The organism is Vibrio cholerae (genome assembly GCF_008369605.1).
In the GTDB taxonomy this organism is placed as follows: domain Bacteria; phylum Pseudomonadota; class Gammaproteobacteria; order Enterobacterales; family Vibrionaceae; genus Vibrio; species Vibrio cholerae.
In genome coordinates, this window is sequence record NZ_CP043556.1 from 84,621 (window position 1) to 106,427 (window position 21,807).

Consider the following 21,807-nt stretch of genomic DNA (forward strand, 5'->3'; position numbering starts at 1 on the left):
GTAGGGTTTTAGCAACTGACTTGGAGTAACTCATGACGAAAATAGTGATTATTGGTGGTGTTGCAGGTGGAGCCTCGGCGGCGGCTCGTGCGCGTCGACTCAGCGAAGACGCTGAAATCATCATGTTCGAGCGTGGCCCCTACGTTTCCTTTGCCAACTGCGGCTTGCCATATCACATCGGTGGTGACATCAAAGAGCGCAGCAATTTGCTGCTGCAAACACCGGAAAGCTTTTTAGCGCGTTTTAACGTGGATGTGCGCACCATGAATGAAGTGCTACGCATTAATCGCGCCGCAAAGACCATTACTGTGCGTAATCTGCTCGATCAATCTGAGTATGATGAAAACTATGATTTTCTGCTGCTCTCTCCCGGTGCAGGTCCAGTCATCCCGCCGATTCCTGGGATTCAAAACCCACTGACGCATTCACTGCGCAATATTCCAGACATGGATAAGATCATCCAGACGCTGCAAATGAATAAGCCTGAGCATGCTACCGTGGTTGGCGGAGGTTTTATCGGTTTAGAAATGATGGAAGCCTTCCATCACCTTGGGATCAAAACCACGCTGATTGAAATGGCCGATCAAGTGATGACTCCGGTCGATCGCGAAATGGCGGGCTTTGCTCACGCTGAAATCCGCGCCAAAGGCATCGATTTACGATTAGGTGCGGCTTTGAAATCGGTCGAATACAGACCCGCCGCCACCTTACCGAGTACGGAATCGGGGGAATCCCTTGAGCATAAACACGTGGAAGGCGAATTGGATTTGGTGCTCAGCAACGGTGACACGCTAACTACCGACATTCTGATCATGGCGATTGGTGTACGTCCAGAAACCAAACTGGCTGCGGAAGCCGGTTTGCAGCTCGGAGAACTCGGCGGTATTTGGGTTAACGAGCAGATGCAAACCAGCGATCCGGCGATTTACGCGGTCGGTGATGCGGTTGAAGAGAAAGACTTTGTCACAGGCAAACAAACGCTGGTGCCACTGGCAGGACCTGCCAACCGCCAAGGTCGTATGGCCGCAGATAACATGCTTGGCCGCAACGAAAGCTACCAAGGCACACAAGGTACTGCGATTTGTAAGATTTTTGATTTAGCGGTCGCTTCGACCGGTAAAAATGAAAAGCAACTTAAGCGTGAAGGCATTGCTTACGAAAAAGTGTATGTGCACACCGCAAGCCATGCGAGCTACTACCCGGGTGCGGAAGTGGTGTCGTTCAAGATGTTGTTTGATCCCCAGACAGGCAAAATCTTCGGCGCACAAGCCGTGGGTAAAGATGGTATCGATAAACGCATCGACGTGATGGCGGTTGCGCAGCGTGCAGGCATGACGGTTGAGCAGTTACAGCACCTTGAACTGACCTACGCTCCACCGTTTGGTAGCGCGAAAGATGTGATTAACCAAGCCGCCTTTGTCGCCACCAACCTGATGAAAGGTGATGCGAAAGCGATCCATTTTGATGAGATTGATAACCTCACCGATGAGCAAGTGCTGCTCGATGTGCGTAACCCGATGGAGTTACAAAACATGGGTTATTTGCCCGGCGCAATCAATATTCCTGTTGACCAGTTGCGCCAGCGCATGAACGAGCTGCCAAAAGACAAAGAGATTGTGATTTATTGCCAAGTTGGGTTACGCGGTAACGTAGCGTACCGTCAACTGGTCAATAACGGCTTTAAAGCACGCAACCTGATTGGGGGTTACCGTACTTACAAGTTTGCTAAGGCTTAAAGTTAGGGTTCCCAGACAGAATCGGAACACAGAAAGTCAAAAGAGATGGCACATGCCATCTCTTTTCTATTTTGATGGTGCGGCTTGCTGCATTTACTGCATCGAATGCAAACCAAACAGATTACCTTCGGTATCGACCGCTAAAGTAATGAAGCCATACTCGCCGATCGACATTTTCGGCGTATGGATTTGACCACCTGCTGCAACAATTCGCTCTTGTTCCACGGCACAGTCGTCGCTCGAGAAATAAATCAGTGTACCGCCGCCACCAGCGCAAATGCCTTCCATTTTGACCAACGCGCCGGATGCCCCGTACTTTTCCATATTGGAAGGAAACGTGAGCATTTTAATCGGCATCGACGTTGGATTAGGCATTTCTTCCAAAGAAACCTTCAAAACCGTCTCATAAAACGTTTTTGCACGTTCCATATCATTCACATAAATTTCAAACCAACCTACGGGATTATTGAGCATGATGTCACCTTTATTTTGATTGTCCCTATCCCGCAGAAAAACAGAGAATCCACGAGACCGAATCTATTCTCAATCACCATAGTCAAACTCTGTGGATTTTGCTGTCTTATCTTTGCTACGTCACTGAGCAAAGGTAATGCTGCGCAGCCTCTTTACCCATGTATTTAGCCAACGTTTTCAGTGGTACTTGCTTCAAATTCACCACAATCAAGCCATCTAACGCATCGTTAAAAGCAGGATCAACGTTAAAACAGACCAACTTGCCATTCATACCGAGGTATTGGCGCAGCAACACAGGCAGCCCGTTGCCCTGCTCCATCCGCGCAACTACTTTTGAGAGCAAAGAGACACTGGCGAGTGCCGATAGCAAGCTCTTTTGCCAAAACACTTCTGTTCCGGCACGCAAAGGGGTTGATGGACTGACCAAAGCCGCTTTATGTTGATCATAGTGATGGATGGATAAGGTCGCAGCCATCAGTTGTCGAGCCGCTGGGCTGTAATCATTGCTGATGCTGACCGGGCCAAACAAATGGGTGTAATGTGGGTTCAATTCTACGAAACGCGCAATGCCTTTCCAGAGTAAAAGCAATGAGTTGAGATTACGTTGATACTGTTCAGCCACCACTGAGCGACCAAGCTCAATCGCATTCTCTAAGGTCGCCAAGAAAGCGTGATCGTAATGAAACAAGCTACGGGAATAGAGGCCTTGCAGCCCTCTTTCTGCGACAATTTTATCGACCAAGCCCATGCGATACGCACCAACCAGCTCGCTCTGCTCTCGATTCCAAACGAACAGTTGCCAATAATGGTGATCATACGCATCCACATCGCAAGCCTGTCCGCTGCCTTCCCCCACCGCGCGGAAACTGATTTCACGCACACGACCAATTTCTTGCATCATGCAGGGAATGTGGCTTGAAGGTACGCAGTACACGGTGAATTCGCCCTGCTCCAATAACTTGGCTTGCATATCTAATTGAGCAAGTTCTGCGATGAGATCTGCTTTAGGTACAGGATCAATCACCGGAGTCGTAAAAGAGACTTTTGCCGGTTCAACTTGGCCATGCGGGCTCATCAAATAGGTATTGAGCCGCAAGTAATTGACCACATCTTCATCTTCGGTGAACTCTTTTAATTCCGCATAAGGAATCGGCTGACCAATGCAAAGAGAAATGGTGCTCGCGCTTTTATTCAAAAGCTCTCGACCTAACATGGCGGTACGCAGCAGCGGATGAATTTTTCCAGCGCGATAAAACCACGCGCTGTTACGACCATGAATGTAAATCGGCACGCATGTCGCCTGACTACGCTGAATGAATTTTGCAACGGATTGACTCCAGTCAATATCACTCAACTGTCCGGTTTCTTTTTGCGGTGTCGAAACTTCACCGGCGGGAAATACGATCAGTACGCCACCTTCCGCTAAATGTCGGTGTGCTTCTCGAATACCTCGTGCATTGGTTTTACTCGCCTGCGCGCCATTAAACACATCCACACCAATGAACAGTGGTTCAATTTCAGGTAAGCGTTTAAGTAGTTGATTGGCAAGCACTTTGACATCTTTGCGTACTTGCCCAACCAAATCGGCCAAAATCACCCCTTCGATGGCACCAAGCGGATGGTTAGCTACGATCACCACCGGCCCTTGTGTGGGGATCTGTTCAACACGGCCTCTATCCACTTGGTAATGCACATTGAGCGCTTCAAGGGTGTAACGCATAAACTCAAAACCATCACGCGTGGTTGGCCTTTGTTGGTAATAGCGCTCTAGCTGACTAAGCCCTGTCGCTAACTCTACCCCCTTTTCTATCACCCCAAATGGGGTGAAGCGCGGCAATCGAAATGGCTGGGTTTGCATCATTCGCTTGTCCCAATCAGCGCAGGCCAATTTTGGTCGCCTTGAGCGATATGATGCGCCCGATCTTTTTCCCACAATCCTTTAATCTTATTGTTGTAGTTCAGATAAAGCTTACCGTCTTCGATCGCCCAGTATTGTGGATCACCAGGCGCGAAATCCTTCTTCTCAGATACCGCCCATGCACAGTAGCCACCATATTGCGGCGCGTATTTTTCAGGGTCAGCTAAAAACGCGTCCAGGTTTTGTTTAGAGGCAAACAACCACTCGGCACCTTGGTACTCAGTTTTAAACTGCGCGGCTCCTTTAACGGGTTTGCCTTCGGTGAAATAAGCGACCGTGTCATACCCATCCAGCGCTTTATTGCTGAACGTGCCAGTGTAAATCGGATCTTGCGCCATGGTGAATGTGCTGAAAAAGAACAGGATTAAACCAAACCAATATTTCATTACGAACTCCTTAAGAAACCAAAGATATTATTTGAGGAAATGGATATTGCGGCTGATGCAATATCTGCTCTGTCAGTTGCGTTGGGCGACCAGAGAAATAACTCATTCCCAGTTGTCCATCACTGACCTTGATGTGAGTAAAACTCACGGTATGGGCATCATCTCGCTGCATCGCCACCGAAAGATGCGGCCACTGTGGGTGCCGATGGCAGTGAAACGCCAACAACTTTTCCGGTGTTACTCCATCGGCAGTGAGGTGTTGATAGACCTGCGTGCGATAGCGCTGCACCTCGTCAAGCGCAACACCGGATGAAAAAAGGGGTGATGAAGTCACACCTGAGCAAAATTGTTCGCCATCCCATGCATAAGCCAATACCTCACCTTGCTGTTGAGTAAGCAAAGGATCAAAAGCCAGCAGAGTGAAGGGAGCAAAACGAGACAACGCCAGTTTTTCAAACGCAAGCGTGATTTGTTCAATCGAAGAGGATCCCGCAAGGGATTTGAGCAACAATCCGCGGCTGATCAGCGTTCCATCTGGCACTCGGCCTTGATAGTTATTGAGCAGACACAGCGATAACCCGAACTGATTAAGGCTAATCCAACTGCCCTGACCTTGCGGATCGAGCGGCATCATGACTGAAACTCCTTGTCGATCATAGATGGCGGGAGGCAGCGCTAAGGCTCGACTCTTTTGCTCATCGCGATTGAAAAACACCTGATAACCGGTGTCGCTCAAAGACCAAGTGACGGAGCACATTAGGCATTGCCTCGTAAAAAAGTGGCAGTCGCGGGCGCTAAACCAAAATCACTCGGCGTTTGCACGTTCAGTAAACTGGTCACCACTTTTGCCATCGCAAAATGGTGATTCGCATGCAGCGCAGCGAAGGCCAATTCACGCTCTAAGGTTGAATGAAAGGTGCAGCTTTCGGTTTGCGATAAAGACACTTCCATCACCACATCAATAGCCATTTGAGGTGACTGTAGTAAATCAGACTCTAACCATGCGATGAGCGCATCAATCTCCTTGAGTGCTACTTGGCGGGATAACTCAACCGGATGCCCACGTCGACGCTGGTTGTAATCGACGGTGTTTGGCGCAGCGCACAGCGCATGGAAAATGTCTAACCAGTGGCGAAAATGTTGGCCAATACTGCTGCTCACATGCGGTTTCGCCACGTAGGTATAGTGATCGTCTCCAATCATGTTTAAAAAATCGCGCCCTTGTTCTAGTGTCTCCAAACAGCCATGAATGGCGGCTGAGTATCGGTATGGTTGCGCTAAGGTTGTCACAGCAAGCATAAAATCCCCTTCAATGTCTTATTCAATATCCGGTCTTTGTAATATCTGGTTATGGTTATTCCAGAGCATTCGGCGCTCATGCGTTCCGCTAATCTGTCTCTGGATAGTGCTGGATCAATTGTTTTTCCTGCCGCCAAGCACGTAATAAAGCGCGCAAACTTGGCGGTTTGTGGCCTCGCTTTTTCTGCTCAGCGCCAATCGCGTACAAAATCCGATATTGCTTAAGTAGCGTAGTGAAGATTTCACCGAGCCGCGTTTCGCGATCCCATATATGCGTCGCTTCGCTGCTCGCGCCATTGACCTCAAGAATGGTGAACGCGTCACCACGCATGAGCGCATCAATATGGCTGAATTTCACATCGAGTCGCCCGTAGTGAAAACCGGGGAAATCGTCAAATATCGCATCCAGTTTTTCGACTAAAGCAGGCGTGATATAGCGATTGCCATTACGAAAAATCGAACCCCGGCTGTGACTGCCCGCAAACGCTAATTGGAACTCTTGTTTGTCCGGAACTACCCAGTCGAGCTTGTCAGGGTGGCGTGGTAAATAGAGGTGCGCCAGTTGTCCAGATCGCGGGCAAGCGTGGATCAATTCACGCAGCGTACGCACGCCATCCCCCATCACACTCGGAGCGTATTTCAAGGTCATTGAGATGATTTGCCCCTGCGCGTCACCGGGAAAACGCACGTAGAAAATCCCCGCTTCAGCGCTATACGGCGCTTTTTGCTGCAAAAGAAAACGCGCTTGGACAGGAAAACGGCGTAGGTACTCGCTCAGTTGTTCATGGGATTGGATGAGTTTTACCCCCACACCACGACAACCGAGATCGGGCTTAGCCACTAAAGGAAAGCGCAAATCTGCGTCATGTAAACGTTGCTCAATGGCTTTTACCTGTTCGGTGAGCGGCAGATCGTTTACCGTGCAAGTGATAAACGGCGAGATCCAACGTCGCGCTTGGTCGCCAGCTAGGCTCAAAATATCGTGCTTGGACTCACCGACCATACCGCTTAAATAAATGGTGGGATTCGCCACCAAAGGCAGACGTAAATCACGGTAATAAAGCCCCAGCAGCACACTTTGCACCACCACAGGCGCGTAACAAAACCAGCTAGGCAGAAATTCAAAAGGCGAGATCGCCCGTTCGTTGGCGGCCTCAACTAAAAGAGGCATACCCGCATTCACTTTATGCTCGGCAATACATGCCACGGGAGAAAGAACTGTCATGCGGTTTCCTTAATCATTTTGGCACTGAAGACGCGATTAAAAACGAGTAACAACACAACCAATAAGCACAGCCACCACCAGCGGTATTCACTGGCCTGAAACCAAGCCTGACTGCCTAATTGATAGATGGCGAAAAACACGACCACCGTCCACAAAGCGGTTGCCATCAATACCGCAGCCGTAAATAGCCGCAGCGGCAAAGCGACATAACCACTTAACGTATAGCCGACCGCGCGAAGCCCCGGAATAAAACGAATCGTAAACAGGTTAATGAAAGGTCTGGCTAATAAGCGGCGACGGACCTGTCGAAAATATGGATTGGTCAATAATCGGTAGCGCATTGCGCGAAAATAACGGCTGTAACGCCCAAGGTAATAAAGCGCAATATCTCCTGTTGCGATGCCGATAAATATCGCCAGCAAAGCGAAAGGCATGGGCGTGAGCTGTTGACTGGCGAGCCCCGCCGCCGTAACGATCGCGACATCTTCTAATAAATAAGAAAGCACAACGATGCCAAGAAACACCCAAAAGGGTGAGCAGCTATGCAAGGTGAGCCATTCGCTAAAAGCGGCTTCCATAAATCAATCCAAACCAATCATTCACTGTACTTATTACTCTAGACCGAATCGGTGGATTTAAAATTTCAGGCACTCAACGCCACAAAGAAAAGATTCTGAAAAGAAAATGGAGATCCTTATGCTCTCCCGTCATGCTAAGTGACAGAATAAAAGAAGGCATTGGTGACAAAAGCAACGTTAAACGTGCTCTAAACGGCAATTTATCGCTGTTGTATTGACATTTTGGGATAAGTTTTTAGCATGGCGTTTTTTACTCTAATGAGAATTTTCCATGTCTGAGACAAACCAAACCGAAACACCAAAAGTGGATCTCGAATCCATCTCTCCTGAACTGCGTCAGGTTCTAGAGTTTGATCAGGTGCCTGAAGCGATGTTCCATATGGTGACTTCAATCCATGAAGTCTCTGAAGAAGTGGTTCGCGAAGCATGGGATTCACTGCCAGCGAGCGCGCAAAACATTCTGGATAACTTTGAACAGTTCCACGCACTGATCTCGGTAAGCCAAGCGTTTGCTGGTCTAAACGTGATGGAAGAGTTCCCAACGCTGAACCTTCCTAAAGAGATGAGCGAAGAAGATAAAGACGCGTACCGCGCTCAACTGCTTGATCAAGTGCTACACAACTGTGTGAAAGACATGGTTAAGCAGATCAAAAAAGCCCGCCGCGACCCGATTCTGAAGCGTGACTTCAAAGACGTGTTTGCTAAGTAAGCAAACCTAGCCCTCATGCATATTCGTGTTTGAAAGGCAAAAAGATAACTAAGGAGCGCCAAAGCGCTCCTTCGTTTTTCTATCTTCCAGAGATTCACCTTGGTATTGAACTATCAAAAAAGCCCACTCAAAGAGTGGGCTGTGTAGCCAAGATAGGGGGAGGCAGTTACGCGGTGACCTGAGCCGCTTGTTTGGTTTTTTCACGCATCGCAAGCAGGACAGTCAACGCAAAGGCGGCCACAAATGAGATCGCCATACCCATGATGTAGTAACCAATTTGCTGTGGATTAATCGAAATGATCCCTGGCAAACCAGCCGCGCCTAGCGCTTGGGCTTTTACATTGAATAAGGTGATGAAAGCACTGGCTAAAGCCGCACCACAGATGGCAGCAATAAACGGATAACGCAATTTCAAATTCACGCCAAACATGGCAGGTTCAGTGATCCCCAGCAACGCGGTCACACCCGAAGGAATCGCAACCCCTTTGAGTTTGGTCTCTTTCGTCATCACACCCACAGCTAAAGCCGCGGCACCCTGCGCAATGTTAGACATCGCAGCGATAGGGAAAATAAAGGTACCACCTGTAGTCACGATATCGGCAAGTAGCTGAGTTTCTATCGCAATAAAGCTATGGTGCATCCCAGTGATCACAAAAGGAGCATAGATAAAGCCAAACAGTGCGCCACCGACAAACCCTGCCGAGTCGTACAGCCAGTTCAGTGCATCTCCCAACATGAAGCCGACATCACGCGTTAGCGGTCCGACCACAGTAAAGGTCAGAAAACCCGTGATAAAAATCGCCAGCATTGGGGTAAGCAAGTTATCCAGTACGGACGGTACGATTTTGCGTAAGCCATTTTCAATTTTGGCCAGAATGTAAGCGGAAACCAGCACGGGCAAAACCGAGCCTTGATAACCCACTTTTTCGATTTCAAAACCAAGAATATTCCAAGTTGGAACGGTGCCAGATACGGATGCACTGCCAAAACCCCAGCCGTTCAAGAGATCGGGATGCACCATCAGCATACCCAGCGCAGCGCCCAAAAAGGGGTTACCGCCAAACTTGCGCGAGGCAGAAAAAGCCAACAATACAGGCAAATAGACAAAAGGGGCATTCGCGAAGGTGTTGATCATGCTCGCGAGATCAGCCAATCCCGGATTGGCATCAATCAACGATTGACCTTCAATAAACAGTCCCGGGGCAGTCAATACGTTGAACAGTCCCATCAATAAACCACCCGCCACGATCGCGGGGATGATAGGGACAAAAATATCGGACAATCCCTTTACTGCGCGCTGTGCCCAGTTCTGCTTTTCGGCACCCGCGGAAGCGACATCATTGGTTGACATCTCAACCAAACCGGTCAATTTCGCCATCTCAGCATAGACTTGGTTGACAATGCCTGAGCCGAAAATGATTTGATACTGTCCTGCAACCTTAAATTGTCCTTTGACACCTTGCAGTGATTCAATGGCGCTCTCATTAATTTGCGTTTCATCATTAAGCACTAAACGTAAACGAGTCGCGCAGTGCGCGAGTGCTTGGATATTACTTTTGCCACCCAAGCTCTCAAGAAGTTGTTTTGCTATGACTGGATAGTCCATAACTCACCCCGGTAGTTATCCCCTTTCAACTTGAATTGTATTACCTACTGCTCCAAGTCGTTTGGATGTTGTTGTGTAATTGAATGATTCGTTGGTTTCGATATTGGTTTTGGGAACGTTTGCAAAATTGATTCTTGTCTTTTTCGGAGTGATGGTCAAAATAAACACAGTGAAAATGTGAATAGGATCGCCAAATTTCGTGAGGATAAACCTTAGAACGGGGTTAAAATCCGATCATTCGTTTGATTGCTGTACTGATTTCTGCAATCCATCCCAGTTTTTGAGCCTACAGGATACGTTATGGCCAGTTTGCATGATGTCGCCCGTTTAGCGGGTGTCTCTAAGTCCACCGTCTCACGCGTCATTAATGATGAATATGGCGTGAAAGAGTCTACAAAAATCAAAGTGTTAAAGGCGGTTGAGCAGTGTGGCTATATGGTCAATCAAGTCGCTAAAGACCTCAAATCACAAAAAACCAACTTAATTGGCGTGATTGTGCCGCGCGTCTCCTCTCACGCAACAGCACAAGGCGTGGATGGACTTACCGCTATCTTTGAGCAAGCAGGTAAACATGTTTTACTGGCCAATACTCATCAAGTCCATGCAAAGGAAATTGAATATATTCAGATATTTAATCAAAAGCGTGTAGAAGGTATTGTGTTTTATGCCACTCACCTTGATCAGCCGCTGGTTCATGCGATTCAACACTCGGCGGTACCTGTGGTTTTGGTTGGCCAAGATGGCTCTTTGTATAACATTCCTAGTATTGTGCATGACGATCACCGTGTCGGCTTCGAAGCAGGACAACGCTTAGTCAAAGCAGGCTGCAAACAGATCGGTTTCATTGGGGTACAAAGTGATGACATTGCAGTTGATGTGCTGCGTTCACAAGGCTTGCAGCAAGCTCTGGGGTTCCATCAACAAACGTTGCTGTTTCATGCGCGCGGTAATTTTTCAATAGAATCGGGCTACCAAATGGCAAAACAAGCCTACCTTGACTATCCACAGCTCGATGGCCTTTTCTGTGCCACCGACAGGCTAGCGGTTGGCGCCATTAAAGCCTTGCAAGAGCTTGGGGTTCACGTTGGACAGCAAGTCAAACTGCTCGGTGTCGGTAATGATGAGTTGGCTTATGTCAGCAATCCCCCACTCTCCACTTTTAACTATGCCTTTGATAAGGCAGGAGAAAACGCTGCAAAAATGCTATTAGAACGCATCGCCGGACGTGGACAAGAGATGAGCAAAGTGGTACTGACCTTCCAAAACATTCAACGTGAGACTTGCCCAGTCTAACCATGAAACACTTGCTTTCCCGATTTTGCAGCGCTAAATTGAGAACGTTCCCGAATTTAGTGGTTAGGTAAGTCCATGTTATTAGATACGCTGCTCGAACTCGTGGGTGGAATAAACAATGTCACGCGCATTTTAGCTCCACAGGGGCAAATTGTTTTGGCACTAAAACATCCCCCGCATACCCCTCACCTTCCTGATGATGTGAGTTTGCAATCGGTACTTGGAGAGTGGCAACTCTCTGTCCAACGCACTGCTGAAGTGTCCGATCAGCAACTCGCCGCGATAGGTAAAGCAATTGCCGAGCGCCAAAAGCTTGAAACGCTCCCTTATCAAACAGCCTTAGACTGCCCTTATCGGCCCCTGTGGCATATCTCACCACCACAGGGCTTACTCAACGACCCCAACGGCTTTATTTATCATCAAGGGGAATACCACCTCTTTTATCAATGGCATCCTTTCGCTTGCGAACACAAAGATAAATACTGGGTGCATCTTAAGAGCCTCGATTTAGTCGATTGGCAGTGGCAGTCGGTCGCCCTGACACCTTCGGATTGGTTTGATAGCCACGGGGTATTCTCAGGTCATGCGGTCAGTCATCAACAAGATTTATGGCTTTTCTATACCGGCAACACGCGCTTAGGCGTAGATCGCCAACGCCAAACCATGCAGTGCGCCGCGCGCATGAACGCCAATGGTGAGTTTGAAAAATTAGGACCTGTGATTCGGTGTTTACCTGAAGGCGTGACCGAACATATCCGCGATCCTAAAGTGATTTACACCCAAGGAAAGTGGCACATGTTAATTGGCGCGCAAACGCTCGCTCATCAAGGACGACTGGCGGTCTACCACTCAGATGACTTACTCCATTGGCATTTCGATAAGCTCTATGGCGATGAACTCGGCGATTACGGGTATATGTGGGAGTGCCCTGACTGGTTTGAACTGCAAGGTGAAGACTTTTTTGTGTTCGGGCCACAAGGCATCGCATCGGCGAATCCTCATCACACCATTGAACATCAAAATCGGATCTTTCGAGCGACCCAGAATGCACAAGGCGAAATAGCGTTACTGCAGGGTTGGCCACTGGATGAAGGCTTTGATTTTTATGCACCGCAAACCGCGCAAACTGCCGATGGACGGCGAGTATTGTGTGGCTGGATGGGGCTACCCGATGAAACGCAGCACCCTAGCTGTGACCAAGGCTGGATTCATCAACTGACCGCACTCCGTGAACTAGAGTGGCGTGAAGGCAAGATTTATCAGCACCCATTGCGTGAACTCGACACACTGCAAAGTGAACCGCACACCTTGCTTTTGAGTGACACCGTCACTGAGCTAAAAACCAAGAGCTTTGATCTGCAAGTGACTCTGCCTTGGGGATGTGAGCTACGCTTGATGCAAAATGCGCAGTATTGCGTCACGCTAACGTTAGATGCAGAAAATCGACTATTACGCCTCGATCGCTCTGCGACTCAAATTCGCCAAGGGGACACCATTCGGGAGCTGAAGCTCGATAGCCCAACGGTTGAGCTGCGCATCTTGGCTGATCAATCCTCATTAGAGATTTTCATCAATCAAGGCGAACATGTGATGACCAGCCGCATCTTTACCCCACTGGATGCAACCGGTATTTCATTGCATGGCGCGAGCGTAGACGCAAGGCTGTACTACATGGCTCCTGCATCTGCGCCATTTAAGCTAGAAGTCAATGCGCAGTCTTGAGCCATGATACCCAAACAACTTGGAGCTGCAGGTATGCCGCTTCAAGTTGCAGGGGATATATCTCACTATGCGAAGAGTCAATCTTCACTCTGGCCATATTTCATTCTAAAAAGGCATGCAGCGCCGCTTGATTCGGAAGTGCGGTCATGGCTCCTTTCTGTGTGGTCGCTAAAGCGCCACAGCCATTAGCCCATTTGACCGCATCTAAAATCGTGGCTTGGTTATGCCAATCTTGCGCCACGGATAATCGATAGAGCAAGCCGCCAACAAACGCATCTCCCGCGCCCGTCGTATCAATCGGTTTGACTGCCTTGCCCGACACAATTTGCCGCGAGTTTGGTGTTACCACCAGCGCCCCTTTCGCGCCTAATGTCACGACAACAAGAGGGATCTGGAAGTCAGCTATCGCCTGTAATCCTTCTTCAATCGACTGAGTCCCGGTTAGAAACTGTAATTCCTCCTCCGAAAACTTCACCACATCCGCCAAACCGACGGCACGCATGACAGTGGCCTGTAACTCTTGCGGCTCTGACCATACTTCTTCACGCAGATTAGGATCAAAGCTGACATATCCCCCCACCTCTTTCATTTGCGCAATTGCGGCAAAGGTCGAGCTGCGGCTCGGTTCATTGGCCAAAGCAATCGAACAAACATGCAGCCACTCGCCTTTTTGAAAAGAGGGAATATCACTGAGTTGCAGGAATTGATCCGCGCTCGGTTTCACCATAAAGGTAAAACTGCGCTCTCCATGCTCATCAAGGTCAACGACCACAGTGGAAGTGCGATGTACGGGGTCGAAATGCAAGTGCTGGCAATCCACTTGCTCGTCAGTGAGTGTCTGTTGCATAAATCGGCCAAAGGGATCGTTCCCGACTCGACCAAAAAAAGCACTGCGACCGGATAAACGGGCGATCGCGACGGCAACATTAGCGGGTGCACCACCCGGACACTTTAAATAATGCTGTTGCCCATCTGGGATCAGATCGACCACCGCATCGCCTGTCAGCCATACTCTTGACATAGAATCACTCCTGAAAATGTGGTTTGAGCTGAGTCTAACCAAAGCCTTCAAGTGGGAAAACTGCCATATTCGAGTTCAGGTCAGGAATTGCTCATTTCTGTGAGCTTAAATAGAGATTGTGAACTCTATAGTAAGTTTCTCTTTACTTTTTCGGGAACGTTACCTAACTGGAGAATCATCACGTCTCATCCCATCCCCAAACGGATTGGTACAGCAGCCACACACATGCGCCTCCAGTAAAAATGGAATATTCGAGCGCTCATTACACCCATTTCCCTCGTTCATTTATGATCAAGATCAAAATTCATAGTAGAAATATTGCGCATTCCTATGTTTTAATGCTTTCATACGAACATTAAAGAACAAAAACGAAAACAATTAAGCGCGGAGATAGAAAATGAACGCTCGCTCAACACGTTTTACCCAAGATGAAGTGCTCGATTTGATTATTGTTGGCGGTGGCATTAATGGCGCTGGCATTGCCGCAGATGCAACAGGGCGGGGATTAAAAGTTGGCTTATACGATGCCAAAGATTTTGCCAGTGCAACCTCTTCCGCCAGCTCAAAACTGGTACACGGTGGTTTGCGCTATTTAGAACATTATGAATTTCGCTTAGTCAGTGAAGCACTGGCGGAACGCGAAGTGCTTTTGAAAAAAGCACCGCACATCGTAACGCCGATGCGTTTTCGTTTGCCACATCGTCCTTTCTTACGCCCAGCATGGATGATCCGCGCTGGTCTGTTTCTTTATGATAATTTGGGCAAACGCACTTCCCTACCTGCAAGTCACAAAGTCAACTTAAAAGCGGGCAGCGTGACTAAACCTGAAATGCAAATTGGTTTTGAGTATTCCGATTGCTGGGTTGATGATGCTCGTTTAGTTATCCTCAACGCCATGCAAGCTCAAGAACAAGGGGCAGAAGTATTGAACTACTGCACCGTCGAAAAAGCTGAGCGTATGGGCGATTTGTGGCATGTGACGCTACTGGATGAGCAGACTCAACAACGCTTTGAGCGCCGTAGTCATGCACTTGTGAATGCCGCAGGCCCTTGGGTAAAGCAGTTTTTAAACGAGAATGCTCACGTCAGTTCCCCTTACGGCATTCGTTTAATCCAAGGCTCACACATTATCGTGCCGCGCATTCACGATGAGCCGCAGGCCTATATTCTGCAAAATGAAGATAAACGTATTGTCTTCGTCATCCCTTATCTTGATGACTACTCGATGATTGGTACAACCGATGTCGAATACAAAGGCGACCCAAGAAAAGTGGCGATTACCGATGCTGAGCGTGATTATTTGATTTCGATTGTGAACAAACATTTTATGCGCGAAATCGCGCGTTCAGACATCATTGCTGAATTCAGTGGTGTACGCCCACTGTGCGATGACGAATCGAACTCGCCACAGGCCATTACTCGTGACTATACACTGTCTCTGGATCAACAAGCTGATGAAGCGCCGCTGCTGTCCATTTTTGGTGGCAAACTCACGACGTATCGCAAACTAGGCGAAGCGGCGATGAAACATCTCGCCCCTTTCTTCCCGAAAATGAAAGCCCCTTGGACAGCGGATGCTCCTCTGCCAGGTGGTGAAAACTTTGACTATGCAGCCTTAAAAAACCAGCTGGTGGTGGCCTTTCCTTTTATTACTGAGTCAGTGATTGAGCGTTGGTTGCGCAGCTATGGCAGCCGCACCACGCAACTTTTGGCAGGTGTGACAGGCATTGAAGATCTCGGCATCGCGTTCAGCGGTGAGCTCTACCAAAAAGAGATCGATTATCTGTGTGAGAAAGAGTTTGCCCGCCATGCACAAGATATTTTCTGGCGCAGAAGCAAACTCGGCTTAAATCACGATACAAGTGTGGTTGAGGAAGTGGAGTCCTATTTACAGCAGAAATTCCACGCTGATCAGCCGCTAAAAGCGACCGTGTAAAATCCAAGCACTCGCTGAAACTGAAATGGCCACATAACGTGGCCATTTGTCTTTTTCTCTTTTTTTTCTTTTGGGCTCAGAATCGGCTATGCCCTTCCTCGAGCCTATTTTTGTGCAAACTGCTTCGAAAGCGCTCCAAATTCTGCCACTTTACCGCTCATCGCCATCGCTAACTGTTCTACGGTATGGGTGGCCGCGGAATTTTGCGTTGCCACACTGGCGATAGAGTGGATATGTTGGTTAACCTCGCAGGTGAGCTCACGTTGATGTTGCGCAGCACTCGCGACCTCACCGATAACTCGCAGCATGTCACTCATTACGCATTCTACATCCTGCAACTGCTGCAGCGTGGTATTCGCATCTTGAGCGCACTGCTCGGTTTGATCACGACTTGCAGTGATATCCCCTCGCCACGCTTCAATAGTGGACAACATAGTATCAATGCTGGTTTGGATCTGCTGTGTGGCACGCTGAGTACGAGCCGATAATGCGCGCACTTCATCCGCCACAACGGCGAACCCTCGACCTTGTTCACCCGCTCTAGCGGCTTCAATCGCAGCATTCAGCGCCAGTAAATTGGTTTGCTCAGCAATCCCGCCAATTTCAGTCATTAATTGCCCGACCTGCTGCGCTTGATCGCTCAGTTTTAGTGTCGTCAAGGCAGCACTCTCAGCTTGCGTAGCCAGTCGCTGTAAATTCTGATGGGTGACATTGATGCTGTGTTTGGTCTCGGCACAATGATTTTGCACTTGATCAATCAATTGATGAGCCGAGTGAGTATGGCTCGAAACCCGCTCAGCGGCGCTCTCGACAGCATCGGTGGCTTGCGTTACGGCTTGGATGTTGCTGTTTTGTGCCGCCAACGCTTGATGCACTTCTTGCGTCGTCAAATGCAGCTGATTGGCCAGTTCACCCAATGGACGCGCCGAGTCCATCATTCTACCGAGAATGGTACGGATCCGAGCGGAAGCCATTTTTAGATGGTAGTCGGCAACAGAAAAAGCATCAGCGCCCGAATAGATCAAACGGCTGATACTGTCATACTCGTTTTGCCACTGTTTGAGCTGTTGCGGGGTACGCACTAGCTCTTGCCGAAACAACAAACCTAATACTCCCGCTGGTAAAAGACTGGCTAACCATTGCCACTGTTCAGGAGCTTGAAACCCATGTGCCAATGCTGGTGACATCAATGCACCGAGCAACAAGGCGTAACGCAGCGAAGTATGCAGCTTAAATTGGATTTTTTTACCGGCCTTTTCAGCCACTAATAACGCTTGGTAGGCTTTGGTGGCAATCTCTACCCACTTTCGCTCAGCTTTTACCCGAACCGATTGATAACCTGTAAGTTGGCCTTGTTGATAAATCGGCGTTACATAGGCGTCAACCCAGTAAAACCCGCCGGATTTAGTGCGATTCTTCACGATTCCGCGCCAAGCATGCCCTTGCTTAAGGTGGTGCCACATATCGGCAAACGCCGCTTTCGGCATCGAAGCATGGCGAACGATATTGTGATTTTTTCCTAGCAGCTCATCGGCTTGGAACCCAGCAATACGACAAAATGTATCATTACAGTAGGTGATGACACCTTTTAAATCCGTCGTTGATACCAATTGGTCATGGTCGCCGACAAGGACTTCTTGTTGAGCAGAGGGAGTATAGGCTGACATTTCGGCTTGTTGTTCTTCGGTTATTTTTATGAGCGCAAATGTATACACACTTGTTATTAAAAACTCAAACTCTGGAGACTCGTGGGCAACGCAAACGTGAATTACATCAAAAACACTAGGGTTAATACTTAGAAAAGAATAAAGAGCGGAACCTCATGCTATGAAATTCCACTCTTGCGATATTTCGATTTGTTCTGCGAACAGTCTCAAAAGAGAGACACTGAATATTAACCTTAATTAGACGCGAGGATGAAACGGATCTCTACTCGGCGGTTACATGCTCGGCCATTCTTAGTACTGTTGGTGCACGCAGGAACATTCTCACCAAATCCACGAGTGTAAATGGCATTTTGTGCCATTCGACTCTGTACTAAAGCCGCTTTGACCGCATTGGCCCGTCGCTCGGCTAACTTGTCGTTCAGTTTCTCTGAACCGGTATTATCCGTATGCCCTTCGAGTACAATATCAATCCCTGACTCGGTAGCGAGAAATCGAGCGACCGTGTCTAACCATTGTTTGGAAGCCATAGAGACTTTCGCTGAACCTGTTTCAAACCGAACGGTATTGTTCAACTTAATCATCGGGTAGTCACCCGGCACCACTTCATGCTGAATGCCGTTACTCAATAAATACTGACGTAAATCTTCGTAACTGGCCGAACGCTGCTGGGTCATTGCATTGGACATCACACTGGTGTTCTTTTGCGGTGCGTAACCCCACTCTGGATAACGCACATCGAAATCGCCTTTCGGGGCAACATCGAGCAGATTGTCGTTAAACATGCGGTCAGTCACCAGCGAACCACATCCTGTTAGCAAAAACGTCACGCACAACACCCAGAATTTCATCTCAAACACTCAGTTATTGAACTTCTTATAGTTTATCGGCATGTTTCTAAAAACTTTATCTGTCATCAACAACAATTTACAAATGGGTTGCTTGCCATCACATAATCCGTGGTTAGAATGTTCGCCATTCATTATTCCCTCATAAGTAAAGCTGGCGACTCGCGTCTCTGCTAACTGTTAAACGGGGAAAGTCATCGCTGTTAAAGGACGTCAAACATTTTATGTCGAAAATTATTATCCCTTTAGTTGTTTTCTTGCTCGCAGGTTTCATGATTTACCGTACTTGGACTAATCATAAGTCGGCAGATGCCAATTTTTCTGCTGGGCAGCAGTTTTTGGCTGAGAATGGACAACGCGAAAACGTCATCACTACCGATAGTGGTTTGCAATACGAAGTGCTGCAGGCGGGAACGGGGACTGAACATCCGGGGCCCAAAAGCCGCGTGAAAGTGCATTACCATGGTGAGTTGCTTGATGGTACGGTGTTTGATAGCTCGGTTGAACGTGGTGAACCCATCAGTTTTGGCTTGAATCAAGTTATCAAAGGTTGGCAAGAGGGCGTGCAACTCATGGTAGTCGGTGAAAAGACTCGCTTCTATATCCCAAGCAACTTGGGTTATGGCAAAAATGGCGCAGGCCCAATCCCACCTTCTGCTGTACTGATCTTTGACGTCGAGCTACTGGCGATTGAGTAAGTTCTCACGTTGAACAAAAAGCGAGTGAACGCTGTGCCTTCACTCGCTTTTTTGTCTCATATGCTCACGCTCTGCCTACCTCAATGAGCAAAGGGGTAGAAAACCAATCCTTGCTCGGTCACTAGCATGCAATCCATCCCACCCGCGTGCGCTGCCTGAAGTCCTAATTGGGTATCTTCAAACACCAAACACTGTTTAGGCGTCAAGCCGAGTTGCTCACACGCCATCAGAAAGGTTTCGGGGTGCGGTTTGTGCTGTTGCACATCGCTGGCCGTCACAACTGCATCAAATTTATCCAACACCTGCGCATTACTTAATAAACGCAGCGCGCTATCACGTTGGCTCCCCGTCCCTATTGCCATTTTCTTCTTACCCTGCCATTGGTAGAGTAATTCATAGGTGGCGGGGATCACTTCCGCTTGCAGCCCCATGCTGGCAAACCAATCCATTTTGTAGGCTGCGACGCGATCGGGATCGAGCGCCAAGCCTAATTTTTTATTGATGTGCGTCGTAATTTTTGCACTTGGCATCCCACCTAATCCATAGAGCCACTGGGCATCAAATGGGAAGTCAAAATGCTTCGCCGTTGCTTCCCAAGCGGCTAAATGCGCAGGCATGGTATCAAGCAGGGTTCCATCCATATCAAATATGAATCCTTCATAAAGGCTAAAGTTGACAACAGTCACAGCATCTCCAATTCTTTGTAATAAATTTGTCATTAATATTTCATATAAAGCTGAAAGCGATGAACGACACTAGTATTGATAGTTTCATTATTCTCAGTACACTGCTGCACGCATTGCACTCAGACACCTATCTCATTGATGGGATGTCAATGGAATAAAAATAACAAGTAGGTAACACCATGAATATTCGCCATAAACTTTATACTTTGGGCATCATTGCCATACTGGGCTCCATCGCCATTTTCTTTACAACCTCACAGTTTGCCCAGACCAACGATGAACTTAATCGAGCTATCAATCAAGTCGATAAACTGGAAGTCAGGTTACTCAATTTAAGACGCAACGAAAAAGACTTTTTATTGCGTAGCGATGCCAAATATCTGGATACCTTTCAAAAAAATACTGACCTGTTCCTCAATTTACAAACTGAACTCGACGCCATCATGCTCAAATATGAGCTGGGTGACTCCAACGCTTTACGTACTGACCTACTGGAATACAAACAGGGTTTTGAACAGTTAGTGCAAGCCTATCAAACCCTCGGCCTTAATCAGGAAAGTGGCTTGTGGAAAAGCTACTATCAGGCGCTCGAGCAAGCCAAACAACAAGCCTCCGCTGAAGAGCTGTTAGCCCTAGTGGATTTCCATCAGCAGGTATTAGCAGGCTCCGCCAACTCAAGCGCGTTGAACCAATTTTCTGACCTGATCAAATCCGCTCAAGCCGTGGTGAACCAAGCAAAAGTGATTGGCTTGAAATACAACGAAGGCTTACTGGGTGCCACGCGTTCCCACTCTCACGATGTCGAAGAGATGTTTAAAGCCTTCTCTAAAACCCTAACGCAAGCGGTTGATGATAAACAGAAAACAATGACCACCACTAAACTTTCAGTGACCATCGCTGTGGTGTTGATTATTTTGTTGGTGATTTTCCAAATCAGCCGCTCAATCAATTTACAAGTCAGTCAATTGTTGCTGGTTATTCAACGAATTGCGCAATCTAACGACATTTCTCTGCGCGCCGAGCTCAAAGGGAATGATGAAATCACCGCCGTGGCGCGCTATTTCAATAGCCTGTTGGATAAATTTGAGCATTTGATCAGCAGTTCACAGACCAAATCTCACCAATTGTACAGCAGCACTTCGAGCATGCATGACGAGCTTGAGCAAGTGATTGAGCAATTTAATGTTCAATCTGAACACATGGGCTTGATGGCGACATCGGTACAACAGATGGTATCGACCATTAGTGAGATTTCGGAAAGCACTAACATTGCTGTCGATGGCGTTAATCAGGCAGCGCGCAATGCGGAACAAGGCCGCAGCGTGGTGGTGACTACGGTGAAAAACATTGACTTACTCTCCTCTACCCTACAGAAAAGCCAACACTCTATCGGCTCATTGAATGCCTTTGTTGAAAAAATCGGTGGTGCGGTGAGCATCATTCAAGGGATTGCAGAACAAACTAACCTACTCGCCTTAAACGCCGCGATTGAAGCCGCACGTGCCGGTGAACAAGGACGCGGTTTTGCGGTGGTCGCCGATGAAGTACGCTCACTCGCGACTCGTACCCATCAATCGACGGAAGAGATCACTCGCGTTGTCTCCAATATCCAGTCACAAATGAGTCAAGTGGTCGATGACATTGATTTGTGTAACAACCAAGGTCAGGAAACACTAAGCGCCTCTCGTCAACTTGATGAAAGCTTGCAGCAGATCCTGCGTGACATGCATACGATTCAAGATAACTCACAGCGCATCGCGGCAGCGATTGAAGAACAAGGCAGTGTGATGAACCATGTCAGTGAGTCAATTGCTGAGCTGAACACGATTTCAGACAACAATATGCGCTCCGCACAGCAATGCCTTACTGAGGTCGATACAGTGTCACGCCAAGCCCATGCAATGGATGAAGCGGTTGCAGAGTTTCGCACCAATCGTGACTGAGCTTGACTTTCCTGAACTCACAGAAAGGCTCTTGATGAGCCTTTCTTCTTTTTTTCTGTTTGACT

General features: G+C 48.1%; 19 protein-coding genes. 7 read left to right on the top strand and 12 right to left on the bottom strand.

All coding sequences use genetic code 11. The features are described from left to right. Nucleotides 1-32: 32 nt before the first annotated feature. Complete coding sequence (locus F0316_RS14570) at nt 33-1,736, top strand: FAD-dependent oxidoreductase (RefSeq protein ID WP_000161807.1); 1,704 nt, start codon at nt 33-35, stop codon at nt 1,734-1,736. 93 nt (nt 1,737-1,829) lie between these two features. On the opposite strand, the gene F0316_RS14575 is transcribed toward F0316_RS14570, so the two are convergent. The 7 genes from F0316_RS14575 to F0316_RS14605 all read right to left on the bottom strand — a co-directional run bounded on the left by F0316_RS14575 (nt 1,830) and on the right by F0316_RS14605 (nt 7,616). Next, a complete protein-coding gene (locus tag F0316_RS14575) occupies nt 1,830-2,210 on the bottom strand; it encodes a VOC family protein (RefSeq protein WP_000933880.1) in 381 nt (126 codons plus the stop codon). A gap of 115 nt (nt 2,211-2,325) precedes the next feature. Next, on the bottom strand, nt 2,326-4,068 hold the full coding sequence (locus F0316_RS14580; RefSeq protein ID WP_172626097.1) for a lysophospholipid acyltransferase family protein: 1,743 nt from the start codon (nt 4,066-4,068) through the stop codon (nt 2,326-2,328). Then, nucleotides 4,068-4,514 carry a YHS domain-containing (seleno)protein gene (locus F0316_RS14585; protein ID WP_000878532.1) on the bottom strand — a complete coding sequence of 149 codons (447 nt, stop codon included), beginning with the start codon at nt 4,512-4,514 and terminating at the stop codon, nt 4,068-4,070. The genes F0316_RS14580 and F0316_RS14585 overlap by 1 nt, the downstream gene beginning before the upstream one ends. A gap of 10 nt (nt 4,515-4,524) precedes the next feature. After that, nucleotides 4,525-5,271 carry an NRDE family protein gene (locus F0316_RS14590; protein WP_149560641.1) on the bottom strand — a complete coding sequence of 249 codons (747 nt, stop codon included), beginning with the start codon at nt 5,269-5,271 and terminating at the stop codon, nt 4,525-4,527. Continuing rightward, nucleotides 5,271-5,813 (bottom strand): hypothetical protein, encoded by a 543-nt coding sequence (locus tag F0316_RS14595; RefSeq protein WP_148500710.1) that lies wholly within the window; start codon nt 5,811-5,813, stop codon nt 5,271-5,273. Before F0316_RS14595 ends, F0316_RS14590 begins: the two co-directional genes overlap by 1 nt. 88 nt (nt 5,814-5,901) lie before the next feature. Beyond that, nucleotides 5,902-7,038 (bottom strand): ATP-grasp domain-containing protein, encoded by a 1,137-nt coding sequence (locus F0316_RS14600; protein ID WP_000217407.1) that lies wholly within the window; start codon nt 7,036-7,038, stop codon nt 5,902-5,904. Beyond that, the gene (locus F0316_RS14605; protein ID WP_149560642.1) at nt 7,035-7,616 is read right to left on the bottom strand and encodes a DedA family protein; all 582 of its coding nucleotides are present in this window, start codon (nt 7,614-7,616) and stop codon (nt 7,035-7,037) included. Before F0316_RS14605 ends, F0316_RS14600 begins: the two co-directional genes overlap by 4 nt. A gap of 271 nt (nt 7,617-7,887) precedes the next feature. Between F0316_RS14605 and F0316_RS14610 the strand changes: the two genes are divergently transcribed. Continuing rightward, on the top strand, nt 7,888-8,325 hold the full coding sequence (locus F0316_RS14610; protein WP_000005282.1) for a DUF3069 domain-containing protein: 438 nt from the start codon (nt 7,888-7,890) through the stop codon (nt 8,323-8,325). Between the two features lie 166 nt (nt 8,326-8,491). Here F0316_RS14610 and F0316_RS14615 read toward each other — a convergent pair whose 3' ends face one another. Continuing rightward, nucleotides 8,492-9,931: a sucrose-specific PTS transporter subunit IIBC gene (locus F0316_RS14615; RefSeq protein ID WP_019827757.1), complete on the bottom strand. Its 1,440-nt coding sequence runs from the start codon at nt 9,929-9,931 to the stop codon at nt 8,492-8,494. A gap of 300 nt (nt 9,932-10,231) precedes the next feature. On the opposite strand from F0316_RS14615, the gene F0316_RS14620 reads away from it, so the two are divergent. Together F0316_RS14620 and F0316_RS14625 are read left to right on the top strand one after the other, a co-directional pair. Then, nucleotides 10,232-11,224: a LacI family DNA-binding transcriptional regulator gene (locus F0316_RS14620; protein WP_000157570.1), complete on the top strand. Its 993-nt coding sequence runs from the start codon at nt 10,232-10,234 to the stop codon at nt 11,222-11,224. 75 nt (nt 11,225-11,299) lie between these two features. Beyond that, on the top strand, nt 11,300-12,946 hold the full coding sequence (locus F0316_RS14625; protein WP_149560643.1) for a glycoside hydrolase family 32 protein: 1,647 nt from the start codon (nt 11,300-11,302) through the stop codon (nt 12,944-12,946). A gap of 100 nt (nt 12,947-13,046) precedes the next feature. On the opposite strand, the gene F0316_RS14630 is transcribed toward F0316_RS14625, so the two are convergent. Then, the gene (locus F0316_RS14630; protein WP_057563589.1) at nt 13,047-13,967 is read right to left on the bottom strand and encodes an aminoimidazole riboside kinase; all 921 of its coding nucleotides are present in this window, start codon (nt 13,965-13,967) and stop codon (nt 13,047-13,049) included. Nucleotides 13,968-14,364: 397 nt separating this feature from the next. Here F0316_RS14630 and glpD point away from each other — a divergent pair, with 397 nt between their 5' ends. Then, complete coding sequence (glpD, locus tag F0316_RS14635; RefSeq protein WP_123162195.1) at nt 14,365-15,903, top strand: glycerol-3-phosphate dehydrogenase; 1,539 nt, start codon at nt 14,365-14,367, stop codon at nt 15,901-15,903. 104 nt (nt 15,904-16,007) lie between these two features. Here the strand turns inward: glpD and F0316_RS14640 are convergent, their stop codons facing one another. Both F0316_RS14640 and F0316_RS14645 read right to left on the bottom strand, forming a co-directional pair. After that, the gene (locus tag F0316_RS14640; protein WP_001277448.1) at nt 16,008-17,570 is read right to left on the bottom strand and encodes a methyl-accepting chemotaxis protein; all 1,563 of its coding nucleotides are present in this window, start codon (nt 17,568-17,570) and stop codon (nt 16,008-16,010) included. Nucleotides 17,571-17,803: 233 nt separating this feature from the next. Then, on the bottom strand, nt 17,804-18,418 hold the full coding sequence (locus tag F0316_RS14645) for an OmpA family protein (RefSeq protein ID WP_172626057.1): 615 nt from the start codon (nt 18,416-18,418) through the stop codon (nt 17,804-17,806). A 221-nt stretch (nt 18,419-18,639) separates the two neighbouring features. Between F0316_RS14645 and F0316_RS14650 the strand changes: the two genes are divergently transcribed. Continuing rightward, a complete protein-coding gene (locus F0316_RS14650) occupies nt 18,640-19,113 on the top strand; it encodes an FKBP-type peptidyl-prolyl cis-trans isomerase (RefSeq protein WP_000034756.1) in 474 nt (157 codons plus the stop codon). An 80-nt stretch (nt 19,114-19,193) separates the two neighbouring features. Here the strand turns inward: F0316_RS14650 and F0316_RS14655 are convergent, their stop codons facing one another. Beyond that, nucleotides 19,194-19,754: a beta-phosphoglucomutase family hydrolase gene (locus F0316_RS14655; RefSeq protein ID WP_001912269.1), complete on the bottom strand. Its 561-nt coding sequence runs from the start codon at nt 19,752-19,754 to the stop codon at nt 19,194-19,196. Nucleotides 19,755-19,978: 224 nt separating this feature from the next. On the opposite strand from F0316_RS14655, the gene F0316_RS14660 reads away from it, so the two are divergent. After that, the gene (locus tag F0316_RS14660; protein WP_149560646.1) at nt 19,979-21,742 is read left to right on the top strand and encodes a methyl-accepting chemotaxis protein; all 1,764 of its coding nucleotides are present in this window, start codon (nt 19,979-19,981) and stop codon (nt 21,740-21,742) included. Nucleotides 21,743-21,807 lie beyond the last annotated feature (65 nt).

Bases quoted from the DNA above. Each gene is read 5' to 3' on its own strand.
- F0316_RS14645 (WP_172626057.1), bottom strand. From the start codon at position 18,418: ATGAAATTCTGGGTGTTGTGCGTGACGTTTTTGCTAACAGGATGTGGT.
- F0316_RS14630 (WP_057563589.1), bottom strand. From the start codon at position 13,967: ATGTCAAGAGTATGGCTGACAGGCGATGCGGTGGTCGATCTGATCCCA.
- F0316_RS14570 (WP_000161807.1), top strand. From the start codon at position 33: ATGACGAAAATAGTGATTATTGGTGGTGTTGCAGGTGGAGCCTCGGCG.
- F0316_RS14605 (WP_149560642.1), bottom strand. From the start codon at position 7,616: ATGGAAGCCGCTTTTAGCGAATGGCTCACCTTGCATAGCTGCTCACCC.
- F0316_RS14595 (WP_148500710.1), bottom strand. From the start codon at position 5,813: ATGCTTGCTGTGACAACCTTAGCGCAACCATACCGATACTCAGCCGCC.
- F0316_RS14585 (WP_000878532.1), bottom strand. From the start codon at position 4,514: ATGAAATATTGGTTTGGTTTAATCCTGTTCTTTTTCAGCACATTCACC.
- F0316_RS14615 (WP_019827757.1), bottom strand. From the start codon at position 9,931: ATGGACTATCCAGTCATAGCAAAACAACTTCTTGAGAGCTTGGGTGGC.
- F0316_RS14590 (WP_149560641.1), bottom strand. From the start codon at position 5,271: ATGTGCTCCGTCACTTGGTCTTTGAGCGACACCGGTTATCAGGTGTTT.
- F0316_RS14620 (WP_000157570.1), top strand. From the start codon at position 10,232: ATGGCCAGTTTGCATGATGTCGCCCGTTTAGCGGGTGTCTCTAAGTCC.
- F0316_RS14625 (WP_149560643.1), top strand. From the start codon at position 11,300: ATGTTATTAGATACGCTGCTCGAACTCGTGGGTGGAATAAACAATGTC.
- F0316_RS14650 (WP_000034756.1), top strand. From the start codon at position 18,640: ATGTCGAAAATTATTATCCCTTTAGTTGTTTTCTTGCTCGCAGGTTTC.
- F0316_RS14575 (WP_000933880.1), bottom strand. From the start codon at position 2,210: ATGCTCAATAATCCCGTAGGTTGGTTTGAAATTTATGTGAATGATATG.
- F0316_RS14655 (WP_001912269.1), bottom strand. From the start codon at position 19,754: ATGGATGGAACCCTGCTTGATACCATGCCTGCGCATTTAGCCGCTTGG.
- glpD (WP_123162195.1), top strand. From the start codon at position 14,365: ATGAACGCTCGCTCAACACGTTTTACCCAAGATGAAGTGCTCGATTTG.
- F0316_RS14610 (WP_000005282.1), top strand. From the start codon at position 7,888: ATGTCTGAGACAAACCAAACCGAAACACCAAAAGTGGATCTCGAATCC.
- F0316_RS14600 (WP_000217407.1), bottom strand. From the start codon at position 7,038: ATGACAGTTCTTTCTCCCGTGGCATGTATTGCCGAGCATAAAGTGAAT.
- F0316_RS14580 (WP_172626097.1), bottom strand. From the start codon at position 4,068: ATGCAAACCCAGCCATTTCGATTGCCGCGCTTCACCCCATTTGGGGTG.
- F0316_RS14640 (WP_001277448.1), bottom strand. From the start codon at position 17,570: ATGTCAGCCTATACTCCCTCTGCTCAACAAGAAGTCCTTGTCGGCGAC.
- F0316_RS14660 (WP_149560646.1), top strand. From the start codon at position 19,979: ATGAATATTCGCCATAAACTTTATACTTTGGGCATCATTGCCATACTG.